The following is a 13,686-nucleotide window of genomic DNA, read 5'->3' on the forward strand; positions in this document are numbered from 1 at the left end:
ACCAGGAGCTTCGGGTGCCTTCCTACCCCGCCGGGATCGGCGTGTCCAACCACGCCCTCATCACCGTGTCCGACGCGCTGCGCCACCGCCGCACGGTGCTGGGCACCCGCTGGCGACGCCTCTTGGCCGGACAACAGGCGCTGCTCGTGCTCGCGCACCTGCGCAAGGGCGAGACCTACGCCGATCTCGCCGCCGGTTTCGCGGTCGGCACGACGACGGTGTTCCGCTACATCCGCGAAGCCCTCGATGTGCTGGCCGCGTTCGCGCCGTCGCTGCAGCAGGCGATGGCCGTCGCCGCGGGCAAGGCGTTCGTGATTCTTGACGGCACCCTGGTCTCGATCGACCGGGTCGGCGTGGGAACGGGCCGCGACCGGACCTACTACTCCGGAAAACACAAGCGGCACGGGGTGAAGGTGAAGGTCCTCGCCGACCCGGCCGGCCGGCTGATCTGGGCCTCGGGAGCGCTGCCCGGCGCCCGGCACGACATGGGGGCCGCACACGAGCACGGCCTCATCCACGCCCTGCACGCCGCCGAGGTCCGGGTGATTGCCGACAACGGCTACCGCGGTTCCGGGTTCGCCATCCCGCAGCGGCGTCGTCCCCGCGATCCCGAGACCGGCCGGCGGCGGCTCTCGCGCAACCAGCGCGAGGTTGTCGTCACGAAGTTCGGCCCCGGCTGAGCGCCGGGTGGTCTGATTGATCAGCTGGTGCGCTTGCGGCGGGTTGCGGTGCGGCTGATGCGCAGGCGGTAGGACTGGGTGCCGGTTTCGAGGATGTGGGCGTTGAAGGTGACGCGGTCGACGATGGCGGCGACCAGGCGGTGTCCATCCGGCGAGGTCATGCGCAGTTCCGTGTCAAAGCGGATGACCTGGTGCGGCCTGTAGCCGACTAGCCCGTTCCTGCTGGTCGGCGTACTAGTACCGACTTGTCAGCCCGCCCGGCGAGGGCACGCTCTTGCTCGTGGGCTCGTTGACTGCCAGGCACGTCCACCGTGACACCGAATGTGGCTTAGACGTCGTTTCATAAGACGTCGTTTCATAAGTGGTGGGCCCGGTCCTGTCGGTGTCGGCGGGCCTGGCAGCATCGGCTCATGCCCGCGCCTCGCGTGTCTGTGAAGACGAAGATCTTCGAGCTGGAGATCGTGTTGGCTGAAGTACGGCCGTCGGTCCGGCGTCGGGTGCAGGTGCCGGGCGAGATCGACTTGGCGGTGTTGCACGAGGTGGTGCAGTCGGCGATGGGCTGGACGAACTCGCACCTGCACGAGTTCGAGATCGCCGGGCGCCGCTATGGGATCCCGGACCCGGACTGGCCCGCCCAGGACGTCACCGACGAGTCGAAGGGCAAGCTGTTCCGCCTGGTCAAGCAGGGGGACCGCTTCGGCTATGTCTACGACTTCGGCGACAACTGGGCCCACGAGATCACCGTGGACAAGGTCTTCACCGCGGAGCCGGGTGTGCGTTATCCGCGCTGTGTCGCGGGCCAGGGGGCGTGCCCGCCCGAGGACGTCGGCGGCATCTGGGGGTATGAGGAGTTCCTGGTCGCGCTGGCCGACCCGTCACACCCCGACCACGACGAGCGCCGCGAGTGGGCGGGCGGTGAGTTCGATCCGCACCGCTTCGAGCCCGCCGAGGCCGACCGTGCTCTGGAGTGGCTGGCCTGGCGCCCACTGACCTCGACCTCGTAGAGCGCACCCGGGGGCGGGGCGGCACCGTCATGCGGATCGTGGTCGGTGCCTGGTGAGGCGGCGGTGACAGATCAGAGCACAGGCCAACGACAGCAACGCGGTGATCGTCGGCTCGGCGCGGTCATACCGCAAAGCGAGGCGCCGGAAGTCCAGCAGCCACGACATCGTGCGCTCGACGACCCGGCGGACCCGCCCGAGGCGGGTGGAGTCCTCGATCCCGCGCCGGGCGATCCGCACTCCGATCCCACGTTTGGCCAGGTAGCGGCGGCAGCGGGGGTAGTCGTAGCCCTTGTCGGCGTGCAGCTTGTCCGGGCGGCGGCGGGGACGGCCGGGGCGTCCGGCGTGTTCGCGGACGCCGGGGTTGGTGTCCAGTAGCGGGGCGAGCATGCGGCTGTCGTGGGTGTTGGCGCCGGTGACCAGGGCGTGCAGCGGCAGCCCGTTGCGGTCGCACAGCACGTGGTACTTGCTGCCCGCCTTGCCGCGGTCGGTCGGTGAGGGCCCCGTGGCCTCGCCGCGGCGTTTGGCCCGCACGCTCACGCTGTCCACTGCCGCCCGCGACCAGTCCAGCAGGTCCAGCTGGGCGAGCAGGTCGAGCGTCACTCGGTGCAGCTCCTGCCACACCCCCGCCTGCTGCCACTCGCGCAGCCGCCGCCAGCAGGTGACCCCGGACCCGCACCCGAGCTCGGCGGGAAGGGCGTTCCAGCTGATCCCGGTCTTGAGCACGAACACGATCCCGGCCAGAGCGGCCCGATCCGGGACCCGCGGCCGGCCTGTCCGTCCCCGCTTGGGCTTGCGCGGCCTCGGCAGCAGCGGCTCCACCAGCTCCCACAGCTCATCGCTGACCAACCACTCGACACAAGATCGCCTCGACATCGGCGAACATGATCACCGACCAGCACGACTCCACACAGGACCGACACGCCGACTTCTGAAACGACGTCTTAGTTGCTACTCCCCCGCGAGTCACGCGACCACTGTCGTCCGGGCTCATCCGCCGACCAACGGTGCCCTGTTGTCACTAATCCGAAAATCAGGTCGGGGACGGCATGCGGAATCGCGGCGCGTCCGGACGTCGGGCGAGGTAGTGCGCTGCGTGGGTCGGCAGGTGGGTCAGGCCGCGGGAGTGATGGTGACGGAGTAACCGAGTGCTTCGAGCTGGCGGACGTGGTTGCGGGTGCGGCGTTGTGGGTCGATTCGCTGGCGGGTGTAGTCGGCGCCGAGGTCGCGGTAGCGCGCGTCGGGGTTGGAAAGCAGGTGCCAGATGGTGACCAGGATGGAGCGGCCGACGGCGACGACCGCGCGGGCCGCTCCGCGGCGGCGGGCCAGGCGTCGGTAGCGGTCGCCGAGGAAGGTGTTGGTGCGGCCGGCGGCGACCGCGGCCTCGCCGAGGACTTGGGCGAGGTAGCGGATCCCGCGTCCGGTGGTGGCGCGGCCCTTCGTCTTCCCGGCCGATTCCTTGACCCCGGGCGCGAACCGGGCCCAGGAGCACAGGTGCGCCGGGGTCGGGAAGCGGGACATGTCCAGCCCGATCTCGGCGACTATCGTCTGAGCGCCGGTGGCACCGAGGCCGGTGATCTCATCGAGTCGGGTCACGACCGTCGCGAACGGCGCGATCAGCTGCTCGATCCGGGCCTCGAGGGCGGCGACGTCGGCGCTGGTCTCATCGATGCGGGCCAGCATGGTGCGCAGCAGGAACGCGTGATGGTCGGTGAACCGCCCGGTGAACGCTTCTTCCAGTAGCGGGATCTTGGCCCGCATCCGGGTCCGGGCCAGCTGCGCGAGGACCGCCGGTTGGCGTTCCCCGGCCAGCAGGGCGGCGAGCATCTCCCGCCCGGACACCCCGAAGATGTCCGACGCGACCGAGGACAGCTTGATCTGGGCGTCTTCGAGGAGCTTCTCGACCCGGTTCTTCTCCGCGGTGCGCGCGGCGACCAGGTTGGCCCGGTAGCGGGTCAGGTCCCGCAGCAGCCGGATCGGCGGGGGTGGCACGAAGCCTGCGCGCAGCATCTGCCGTTCGGCGACCTTGGCCAGCCAGACCGCGTCGAGCCGGTCGGTCTTCGGGCGCCCGGGCAGATGCTTGACGTCACGGGCGTTGACCAGCCACGGGTCGAAACCCTGGGCTTCCAGCAGGTAGAACACCGGCTTCCAGTAGTCCGAGGTGGCTTCCATGACGACCCGGGTCACCCCGAGCTCATAGAGCCGGTCGGCCAGTCCGAGCAGCCGCGGTGTCAGCGTGGAACTGTGGATGATCTCCTGCTGGCGCCGGCCAGGGCGGTCGGGATCGGGCACGCGGACGCACGCGACCAGTTCGACCTTCCCGATATCGATCGCGGCAACCCGTTCGATGATCTCTTCGTTGTCGTCGGCGTCTTGCACGCTCGGCTCCCTCCACCGTGGCCCGGCCCGCAGATGATGATCCTGCGGGAGCGGCCCGTGAGGGCTGAGACGATCAATCGACGCTAATCCGCGTGCTCGAAGCACAGTGAAGGACCCACAGCACAGCCCTCAGCGCCCGACTCAGTACGACCTCGAAGATCAGAGTAACGCGACGTCAACGGGCCGCCAGCACCGATTTTCATCCCGGAACGGACCGCCCGCCAGGGCGGCCCGAGACTCAGTTGGTCGCTCACCGGCGGCGACAGGTGGCGTTGCGCCGCACTGTTCTGGCCTGGGTAGCTCGCCGGGAACAGCAGGCAATCGAGGTCGCGTCCCGGAAGGCGTTCGTGATCCTCGACGGCACCCTGCTGCGCATCGACCGGGTCGGCATGGCGTCCGGGTACGACCGGGCGTTCTACAGCGGCAAGCACAAGGCCCACGGGCTGAATGTGTAGATCGTCGCGGACCCGGTCGGCCGGTTGGTTTGGATCTCTCCGCCGCTGCCCGGCGCGCGGCACGACATGGGCGCGGCACGCGAGCACGGCATCATCGACGCCCTCACCGACAATGAGATCCCCGCGGCCGCTGACACCGCCTACCAGGGTGCCGGGCCGACGGTCGTGGTTCCGCAGCGGCGCCGGCGCAAGGACCCCGACACCGGCCGCTACCGCAAGCTCTCGCAGAACCAGAAGGACGTGAACACCGCCCACGCCCGCCGCCGCGGGTCCGGTGAGCGGGTCAACGCCGAGCTGAAGAACTGGCGGGTCCTGCGCAAGATCCGCTCTAGCCCCAACAACGCGGAGAAGCTCATCGCCGCAGTGTCCGCGTACGGGTTCTGATGTCGCTGTAGGTACGAGCTGATCTGTCGTTGGTCCGGCGCGTCGGTCCGCAAGATTAGCTCAGGGAGGGACCACCCTCCGGGTTCTGTCAGCCGCCAAGCAGACAAGCCCCGGAGGGTGGTCGCCCGTGATCCTGCCTGTGGAGGCATGGAGGGACTCAGGAGGTTCGCCCCGCTGCGCGCGGCCGGGGCGACATGGAAGGACATCGCAGCTCACGCCGGGTGTGACTGGCGCACGGCGAGGAAGTACCTGTCCCCGGACGCACCGAGCACCCCGCCGCGGGCGTCGTCGCGGGCCGGGACGGTGCCGCGGCTGGTGGACCCGTTCGTCGGGGTGATCGATGCGTGGCTCGCCGCCGATCCGCGGCTGCGGGCCACGGTGATCCACGAGCGGCTGGTTGCGGACTACGGGTTCACCGGGCACTACCAGCGAGTCAAGGTTTATGTCGCTGACGCTCGCCGCCGGTTGGAGGTGGAGGCCGACGCGCAGGGCCGGCCACCGGGGTTGCATCGCCGGTTCGAGGTCGTCGCGGGCGCGCAGGCCCAGGTCGACTGGGGCGATGAGGGCACGTTGCTGTCCGGGGCGGGGATCACCTCGAAGGTCTACTCGTTCCACATGACCCTGTCCTACTCCCGGGACCCGTTCGTGTGCTTCACCACCAGCCAGGACCTGGCCACGTTCTTCGACTGCCACCGTCGGGCGTTCGCCCACTTCGGCGGGGTCCCGGCCACGATCGTCTATGACCGCACCAAGACCGTGGTTCGCCGCCACGTCGCCCCGGGCAAGGCGGTGCCGTTGCATCCGCAGGCGGCGGCGTTCGCCGAGCATTACGGGTTCGTCATCGACGTGCTCGCCGCCTACCGCCCGACCGGGAAGGGCCGGGTGGAACGCCAGGTCGCGATCGTGCGGGACCATGTCCTGGCCGGGCGCAGCTTCGCCTCGCTGGCCGAGCTGGACGGGGCGTTCGCCGGGTGGGTGCCGATCCGGCGCGGGCAGGTGCACCGCACCCATGGCGAGCTCATCGGCGTCCGGGCGGCCCGGGATCACGCCGCGCTGGGCCCGGTGCCGGAGTTCGGCTACGCGGTGACCGAGTCGCATCTGCGTCGGGTCGGCCGCGACAGCATGATCAGCTTCGCCGGGTCGTGCTACTCCATCGCGGCCAGAGCCACCGACGGTCGTCCGACCCGGGCCGGGCAGCGGGTCGAGGTCCGTGTCGGACCCGGGCACCTGGAGGTTTGGCGCCTGCCCGTCGATGACCCGGACGGCGCCACAGTGCTGCTGGCCCGCCACCCACGCTCCCGCCTGCGGGGCGCGATGATCGTCGACCCGGCGCACTGGGCCGAGCTGCCCGACGGACGCACCCGCGCCACCACCACCGCCGGCGCCGACGGCGATCCGGACCCGACAGGACCGTCGAGCCGGCAGCCCGACAGCCCGGCAGTCCGACCCGAGGTCAGAGCCGGATTCGGTGTCGTGGTCGCCCGCCGGCCACTGTCGGACTACGACCAGCTGGCTGGACTGGCCTCACCGCCAGGCCCCGAACCCGTCCCCGCCGACGCCGACGCCGACGCCGACGTCTCGCTGGTGGGTGCGGCATGAGCGAGCTGATCACCGCCCGGATCCAGGCCCACGCCACCCGGCTCGGGCTCCCGCACCTGGCCGAGCACCTCGACCTGCTCGTCGAGCGCGCCGAGACCGACAGCATGGGCTACCGCGAGTTCATCGACACCATCCTCGGTGAAGAACTCGGCCTGCGCGAAGGGCGCCGGTTCCGCACCGCGCTGAAGCTGTCCGGGCTGCCCCACCACAAAACCCTCGAGGAGTTCGACTTCGCCTTCCAACCCGACCTCGACGTCCGCAAGATCCGCGACCTCGCCGCGCTCGCGTTCGTCACCGGGCATCGCAACGTCGCGCTGCTCGGGCCGCCCGGCACCGGCAAGACTCACATCGCGACCGCGCTCGCGGTCGCGGCCTGCCAAGCCGGGCACTCGATCTACTTCACCAGCCTGGACGACTGCGTCCGCCAACTCCGCGCAGCCGAGGCCGCCGGCCGCTTCGCCAAGAAGCTCCAGACCTACCTCCGGCCCTCGGTGCTGGTCCTCGACGAGGTCGGCTACCTGCCCTGCGACCGCGCCGCGGCGAACATGGTGTTCCAGCTGATCAGCCGCCGCTACGAACGCGGCTCGATCATCCTCACCAGCAACAAGACCTTCTCAGAATGGGGCCAGGTCTTCACCGACGACGTCATCGCCACCGCCATCCTCGACCGGCTCCTGCACCACTGCGACGTCATCGCCATCAACGGACCCAGCTACCGGCTCAAGGACCGAGCCCTATCCGCAGTCCCCGCAGCCGTGTCATGATCCGCCCGGGCCAACGACATGTCAGGTCGTCCACCGACCGACACCACAGCCCGTTCCCGGACACGCAGTTCAGACCCTCATGATCGCCAGCGCCTGATCAGATCAGGTGCTGCCGATCATGAGGGTTTGTACTGCGGCGACAAGTTCAGAGGCCCGGCCAGCCGCCGCCGGCGGCGTCTCTCTCGCTGTCGGTGGCCTCGGCGACCCAGGCCCCGTCACGGGGCTCGATCTGCACGCCGGTCTCGCGGCGCGGAGCTTGCGCGCCTGATACGCCGGAGTCCACGCCGCGGCCGGCAGTTGGGCGAGGGCGGTGTGCACGTCGAGGTGGGCGAAGCTGGCGCCGATGGAGAACTCCACACCCTGATCCGCGAGGTGCGCGGCGAACTCCTTCGTCAGCTCGCCCTACAACATCAGGAGGATGTGGGGTGCAGTACCGCTAAGGAGTAGATCGGTGAGCTGATCGATGATGGATTCGGTGACCGGTTCGCCGCTGAGCAGGACGCGGTAGAGCAGGGTCCCGCTGTAGATGTCGAGCAGCAGTCCGGCGTCGACATCGGCGGGGAGGTCGCCGCGAGCGGCGATGGTGCGGATGACCGTGAGGACGGATTCGCGTCGGGGGCGTAGAAGCGCGTGCAGCTGTTCGTGGGCGGCCGGGTCGCGTATGAGGTCGACGGCTAGCGCGGGGAGGATCATCCCTGCGGGGGAGTGCGTGACGATCTGGAACGTGGAGGCGATCACCGCTCGCAGGTCGGCGCGGGAGTCGCCAGTGAGCTCGATCGGTGACAGCATGCTGCGGCTCTTCAGCGTCTCGACAACGAGTGCCGCCTTGGAGGGCCACCACCGGTAGATAGTGCTTTTGCCAACCCCGGCTCGGGCCGCGACCCCTTCGATGGTCATGTTGAGGTAGCCGACATCGCACAGCTGGGCAGCGGTGGCGGCCATGATCGCCTCATGGGACCGCCGCTGCGGTCGACCGCCGTGGGTGGAGGACGCTTCCGCCACAGCAGTCACGACAGCCTCCCCATTCGATCCGGCCCGTTGCGCAAGCGTAGGTCATGAGAGGTTCATCTCTGCGTTCCGCTGTGTTGCGAATGCGCGTCGCCTGGTCACGACCCTCACCCGGGGGTCGCGTCCCCGGGAGTGGTGTAGCTCGAACCGGGTGAGGCTCTGCGGTTCAGATCATGCCGTCATCAGCTCGGGTGTCGCCACCTTCTCCTTGGTCGCGGCGGCGGCGAGCAGGGCCATGGTGGCCTCGGAGAGGTAGCGGCGGTCGGTAGCCTGCCATTCGTCGTGGGCCTCGACCAGGACCGCGCCGGCCAGGCGGAGCAGGGCGGCGGGGTTGGGGAACACCCCGACCACGTCGGTGCGGCGTTTGACCTCCTTGTTCAATCGCTCGAGCGGGTTGGTCGACCAGATCTTCTTCCAGTGCGCCGGCGGGAACCCGGTGAAGGCGAGCAGGTCCTCAGCAGCGTCGCGCAGCATCGTCTCGACCTTGGCCGATTGACGGCCGAGCATGCCGGCGATCACTTCGAGCTGTTCACGAACATGCGCGGCGTCGGGTTGAGCGAAGATCGTGCGGATGGCCGCGGCCACCATCTCCGAGCTGCTCTTGGGGACCTGGGCCAGGACGTTGCGCAGGAAATGTACCCGGCAGCGTTGCCAGGCCGCGCCGAGCAGGACCGCGGAGATGGCCTGCTTGAGCCCGGTGTGGGCGTCGGAGATGACCAGCTGCACCCCACCCAACCCGCGCGCTTTGAGGCTGCGTAGGAACGCGGTCCAGAACGCCCCGTCCTCGCTGTCGCCAACAGCGAACCCGAGGACCTCGCGCCAGCCATCGGCCCGGACCCCGGTGGCGATCACGACCGCCTGGGACACCACGCGGTGGTTCACCCGGGCCTTTCAGTAGGTGGCGTCGAGGAACACGTAGGGGAACTGCTGCTCAGCCAGGGAGCGGTCGCGGAACGCGCCCACCTCGGTGTCGAGGTCCGCGCAGATCCTCGACACCTCGGACTTGGAGATCCCGCTGTCGGCGCCGAGGGCTTTGACCAGGTCGTCGACCTTGCGAGTGGACACGCCGTGCAGATAGGCCTCCATCACCACCGCGAACAGGGCCTGATCGACCCGGCGGCGGCGCTCGAGCAGCGACGGGAAGAACGAGCCGGTGCGCAACTTCGGGATCCGCAACTCCAAATCTCCCGCCGTCGTGGACAGGATGCGGGCGCGATGCCCGTTGCGCTGGTTGCTGCGTTCCGCGGAACGCTCGTGGCGGCCGGCGCCGATCGCGTCGGTGAGCTCGGCCTCGATCAGCGCCTGATACACCGTCTCCGCAGCCTGGCGGACACGATCACCGACATCGGCGGCCTTGAGTGCATCGAGGACTTCGAGCAGGGCAGACTGATCCAGGGCCATCGCGTGGCACCTCTCTACGAGATCCTTGGTCGGTTCACGCAGAGACTCACGCGGTGGCCCCTCCAACATGCTCAGGCACGCCGGACGGGCCGGGAGTTACACCACCAGCGGGGACGTGACCCACCCGGGAAGACACAGCTTTCATCCTTCCCTACAGTGTCCAGAGCGTGACTGCACCCCTCCGCGTCCTACCCCATAGGCTGACATCTAGGCTATCCGGGTGAAGTAGTTGACGATGTGTGACAGCCTCAAGATCGTTTGCGAAGACAGACTGGCTTGCCTTACGAAACGATCTGTTTCGTTTCCGCTGATCGTTTTTCCAGGAGGACTGCGCTGATGCCGAGGAGCTCGCCAGCCAGGGTTGGCCGGCCCGCCGACGAGTTCCCAGCCCCGCGGTTCCCGGCAGGAGTCGCGGTCCCGCCCACGGTCTTGCTGGTGGTGTTGCTGCTCGCGGCGGTCTCGCTGATCACGCTGCAGGTCCCGGGGGCGTCTGCACCGGGTGGCAGTGTCGGCCCGGCTGGGTGGCCGGGGCTGGTGCCGGGGATTGTGGTAGCGGTTGTGGCGGTGGGGGTGTTCCTGGCGCTGTGGGCGTTGCTGGTGCGTCCGGTGCAGCGCCTCCGTCGTGATGTCAACGCCGCCCGTCATGGTGGTTCGATTCACCGGTCCGGTATCGGTGAGGTCGACCGGGTCGCGGTGGCGTTGCGCGCGCACGGGGCTCGGGCGGGTCACGCCAAGGAGCGGACTCGGCGCCGGCCGTCGTTGAGGGTGGGCTTGGCCGTACTCACGGTGGCGCTGCTGGGCTGGCTGGGTACCGCGTTCCTGATGGTCTCCAGGGGCCACACGGCCACGGTCGCCGACCTGGTAACCGACGGCCGCCACGACGCGGCCGACACCGCAGCAGACCTGCGCCACACGCTTGCCGAAGGCCTGTCAGGCCTGCAGGCGATCGCCGGCTCGACCCCCTCGGGTTCCATCGGCGATCTGCGAACCGCGGCCGCGGGGGCGCTGGGCGCCCGCCCGGTCTTCGGTGCGGTCCACGTGGTGGATCGAGCCGGGTCCTCGGTTGTCGGTGTCGGGGGGAATCTGTCGCTGAGCGGGCCGCCACCGGAGGCGGGGATCAGACAGCTTAACTTCTCGGGGCCGGAGCCCATCGTGGTCGCGTCCGCACCGATAGGCGACGGCCCGTACACCTTGGTCGCCCAGTACGACGTCCGGGCCCTCAACGCGGTTGTTGACCGCGCCGGAGCGCCAACCAGGGTGTTCGATGCAGATCTGCGGACGGTGTTGAGCAATGAGGGCTATCAGGCTTTCACCGAGCTGACCGACCCGGCCTTGCGCGCGGCCGCCATGCGGGCCTTCGCCGATGGGCCCACGACCACAACGCAGGTCATCGACGGGACGCCTTCGGCGGTGGCCAGCTACCGGATCGGGTTCAACGACGACGCCGCCGCGCTGAACTGGGTGGTCCTGCGAAATCAGAGTCTCGCAGCGGCGGGCTTCGCCCAAGATCCAACCGACCGGGCCGCGGTGGTGATCGTCGGCGTGAGCGCCGGTGTGGCGTTGATGGTGCTCGCCTGGATCTACATCGCGGCGGTCCGGCCGCTGCGCGACCTCGGTGATCATGCCGAGGCGATCGCGGCGATGCTCGATGGTGCGCCAGCGCCGGAACCCGTCGCGCCGCAGCGGATCGATGAGATCGGGGCCATCGCCGCGGCGCTTAACCGTTCCCTAGTCGTCGTTACCCGCGCTCCGCTCGAGGAGACGCAGATCCTCCCGGCGATCGGTCCGCGTCCGGCAATTCCCCACCAGTCACGCTCCTCACCTCGCGGACCGAGTCCACGTTCCGGCCCGGCGCCGCTTCGTCTCGGCCCCGAGGCGGGGATGACCGCTGTACTTCCGGACCGCAACGCCGCCGGGCCGAACTCGCGCTCGCTGACCCGCGCCGGCGCGTCGTGACCTTCCTGTTCACCGTCTACCTGATCGGTTGTCTGGCCGCGTTGCTGGCCGGGATCTCCGAGCAACGTCGCCACCACCGCCACCTGCACAGCATCCCGACCCGGGTGGTGGTCAACGGCATCCGTGGTAAGAGTTCCATCACCCGGCTGTGCGCTGGCGCGTTGCGCGGCGGCGGCCTGGTCACTGTCGCCAAGACCACCGGCTCCGCGGCCCGGTTCATCTCCCCCGACGGTGAGGAGGAGCCGGTGTACCGCAAGTTCGGGTTGGCCAACATCGTCGAGCAGATCGGCATCGTGCGGCGGGCTGCGGCCTTCGGTCCCGACGCGCTGGTCATCGAGTGCATGGCGGTCCTGCCCGATCTGCAGGAGGTCAACGAGCGCAAACTCATCCAGTCCACCCTGTGCGTGATCTGCAACGTCCGCGAGGACCACCTCACCGAGATGGGCCCGACGCTCGACGACGTCGCCCGCTCGTTGTCGCGGTCGATGCCGATCGGTGGGGTCTGTATCACCGCCGAGCAGGACCGTTTCCATGTCCTGAGCGAGGAAGCCGCCCGGCGCAGCTGCCAGCTGATCCAGGTCGACCCGGACTCGGTCACCGACGCCGAGATCGCCCGCTTTCCCTGGATCACTTTCAAGGAGAACGTCGCCATCGCCATCGCCGTGGCCGAGCTGTCGGGCATCGGACGCCGCGCCGCGCTCGACGGGATGGTCACCGCTCGGCCCGACCCCGGCACCGTCGCGGTGCACAGCTACGACGCCGCCGGCCGGCGGGTGGACTTCGCGAACGTCTTCGCCGCGAACGACCCGGCCTCGACCCTGATGAACGTCGAGCTCCTCACCGCCCGTGGTCTGATCGGCCGCCCACTCAACATTGTGATCAATTGCCGTCCTGACCGGATCGAGCGCAACGGTCAGATGGGCGAGCTAACCGGCCGGCTGCACCCAGACCGGATCATCCTGATCGGCGAACAGACCCACAGCGCTCGGCTCACCGTGCCCGCCGACCTTATCGACCGGGTCGTCGACCTCGGTGGCGCGCTGCCGTTCACCAGGTTGCTCGACGAGCTGGTCACCGACTCATCGGGGGCGGCGTCGCTGGTCGCGGTCGGCAACATCCACGGACAGGGCGAGATCCTGCTCGACCGGTTACGCGCGCTGCCACTCGCGCCCGTGCTGGCTTCACAGCCCCCTCCATCCCGGCCGGCCCCACCCGCCGCCTCTCCGACCCGCCCCACGCCCCACCGTCGAAGGTCGTCCCATCATCAGGTGTCGTCGGTTGCCGCCGCGTTCATCAACGGCTCGGCACCTTCCCGGCCGAGCCTTCGTGGAGTGGACCAGGGCATGGGCGGACTCGTCGAGGTCGACTGCGCGTGCCGTCACCACAGCGACGGTCCCTGCCGCATCGCGGTTCCGGTTTCCTCGATCTCGGGCCCGACCACCCAATTGCCCGTCCACCCGGCGGCCGCGGGCAGTACGCGGAACCGGAAGCCCCAGAGTCACTGATGCTGTACGGAACCCTCGCGCCCGAAGTTGCCACGATCACTCTGGCCATCGGCCTGCTGTTCGCGCTGATCTGCTATCTCGTCACCAACCTCTCCCCGGGAGGAATGATCACCCCAGGTTGGGTGGCGCTCACCCTCGCCGAGGACCCCCGCAAGATCATCGTGATCGTCGCGGTCACCGCCCTGGCCTATGGCGGCACCCTCGTGCTGCAACGCACCGTGATCCTCTACGGCAAGCGGTTGTTCGCCGCGGTGACGATGCTCAGCGTGACCCTTTCGACCGGGCTGTTCCTGGTCGTACAACAGGACTACCCGCTGCTGTTCACCCACCAGACCCTCGGTTTCATCATCCCCGGTCTGATCGCCTACCAGCTAGTCCGCCAGCCCACCCGCGCCACCCTGATCAGCACCAGCACAGTCAGCCTGGCCAGCTACGGGGTCCTGGCCGGAGGGCTGCTCCTCGGCCTGGTGCCCACGCTGTGACCCCCTGCGAGCGGTCATCATGAGCCCAGATCCGGCACCGCCCACCCCGCCGCCCTCCACCCCGCCCTCCAC

General features: G+C 69.2%; 13 protein-coding genes and 1 pseudogene. 9 read left to right on the forward strand and 5 right to left on the reverse strand.

Annotated features, from left to right (window positions below; all coding sequences use genetic code 11):
- The first annotated feature begins 14 nt into the window (after positions 1–14).
- Complete coding sequence (locus HOP40_RS04110) at positions 15–680, forward strand: transposase family protein (RefSeq protein WP_420821785.1); 666 nt, start codon at positions 15–17, stop codon at positions 678–680.
- A gap of 20 nt (positions 681–700) precedes the next feature.
- Here the strand turns inward: HOP40_RS04110 and HOP40_RS04115 are convergent, their stop codons facing one another.
- Positions 701–841 (reverse strand): hypothetical protein, encoded by a 141-nt coding sequence (locus HOP40_RS04115; RefSeq protein WP_172154790.1) that lies wholly within the window; start codon positions 839–841, stop codon positions 701–703.
- Positions 842–1,111: 270 nt separating this feature from the next.
- Here HOP40_RS04115 and HOP40_RS04120 point away from each other — a divergent pair, with 270 nt between their 5' ends.
- Positions 1,112–1,684, forward strand: coding sequence for a plasmid pRiA4b ORF-3 family protein (locus tag HOP40_RS04120; RefSeq protein ID WP_240157500.1), 573 nt, complete (start codon positions 1,112–1,114; stop codon positions 1,682–1,684).
- 27 nt (positions 1,685–1,711) lie between these two features.
- Here HOP40_RS04120 and HOP40_RS04125 read toward each other — a convergent pair whose 3' ends face one another.
- Positions 1,712–2,557, reverse strand: a complete 846-nt coding sequence (locus HOP40_RS04125; RefSeq protein WP_172154794.1) for an IS5 family transposase — start codon at positions 2,555–2,557, stop codon at positions 1,712–1,714.
- 237 nt (positions 2,558–2,794) lie between these two features.
- Positions 2,795–4,060: an IS110 family RNA-guided transposase gene (locus HOP40_RS04130; protein ID WP_420821786.1), complete on the reverse strand. Its 1,266-nt coding sequence runs from the start codon at positions 4,058–4,060 to the stop codon at positions 2,795–2,797.
- Between the two features lie 266 nt (positions 4,061–4,326).
- Here HOP40_RS04130 and HOP40_RS35765 point away from each other — a divergent pair, with 266 nt between their 5' ends.
- From HOP40_RS35765 to istB, 4 genes are all read left to right on the forward strand, one after another.
- Positions 4,327–4,515 (forward strand): hypothetical protein, encoded by a 189-nt coding sequence (locus HOP40_RS35765; RefSeq protein WP_240157501.1) that lies wholly within the window; start codon positions 4,327–4,329, stop codon positions 4,513–4,515.
- Positions 4,516–4,899, forward strand: a complete 384-nt coding sequence (locus HOP40_RS04135) for a transposase family protein (RefSeq protein ID WP_275691363.1) — start codon at positions 4,516–4,518, stop codon at positions 4,897–4,899.
- Between the two features lie 147 nt (positions 4,900–5,046).
- Positions 5,047–6,498 carry an IS21 family transposase gene (gene istA / locus HOP40_RS04140; RefSeq protein WP_205347076.1) on the forward strand — a complete coding sequence of 484 codons (1,452 nt, stop codon included), beginning with the start codon at positions 5,047–5,049 and terminating at the stop codon, positions 6,496–6,498.
- Positions 6,495–7,262: an IS21-like element helper ATPase IstB gene (istB, locus tag HOP40_RS04145; protein WP_172154796.1), complete on the forward strand. Its 768-nt coding sequence runs from the start codon at positions 6,495–6,497 to the stop codon at positions 7,260–7,262. Before istA ends, istB begins: the two co-directional genes overlap by 4 nt.
- Before the next feature lie 402 nt (positions 7,263–7,664).
- Here istB and HOP40_RS04150 read toward each other — a convergent pair whose 3' ends face one another.
- Both HOP40_RS04150 and HOP40_RS04155 read right to left on the reverse strand, forming a co-directional pair.
- Positions 7,665–8,204, reverse strand: coding sequence for a TetR/AcrR family transcriptional regulator (locus tag HOP40_RS04150; RefSeq protein WP_172154798.1), 540 nt, complete (start codon positions 8,202–8,204; stop codon positions 7,665–7,667).
- A gap of 237 nt (positions 8,205–8,441) precedes the next feature.
- Positions 8,442–9,671: pseudogene (locus HOP40_RS04155) on the reverse strand (IS256 family transposase).
- A gap of 435 nt (positions 9,672–10,106) precedes the next feature.
- Between HOP40_RS04155 and HOP40_RS36325 the strand changes: the two are divergent.
- The 3 genes from HOP40_RS36325 to HOP40_RS04170 are packed head-to-tail and all read left to right on the forward strand — an operon-like array spanning position 10,107 to position 13,614.
- A complete protein-coding gene (locus HOP40_RS36325) occupies positions 10,107–11,627 on the forward strand; it encodes a HAMP domain-containing protein (protein WP_172154800.1) in 1,521 nt (506 codons plus the stop codon).
- Positions 11,624–13,132, forward strand: a complete 1,509-nt coding sequence (pgsB, locus tag HOP40_RS04165; RefSeq protein WP_172154802.1) for a poly-gamma-glutamate synthase PgsB — start codon at positions 11,624–11,626, stop codon at positions 13,130–13,132. Before HOP40_RS36325 ends, pgsB begins: the two co-directional genes overlap by 4 nt.
- Entirely contained in the window at positions 13,132–13,614 is a 483-nt protein-coding gene (locus HOP40_RS04170) for a poly-gamma-glutamate biosynthesis protein PgsC/CapC (protein ID WP_172154804.1), read from the forward strand. The genes pgsB and HOP40_RS04170 overlap by 1 nt, the downstream gene beginning before the upstream one ends.
- The last annotated feature ends 72 nt before the right edge of the window (positions 13,615–13,686 follow it).

The sequence above is a fragment of the Pseudonocardia broussonetiae genome (genome assembly GCF_013155125.1).
Taxonomy (GTDB): Bacteria; Actinomycetota; Actinomycetes; order Mycobacteriales; family Pseudonocardiaceae; genus Pseudonocardia; species Pseudonocardia broussonetiae.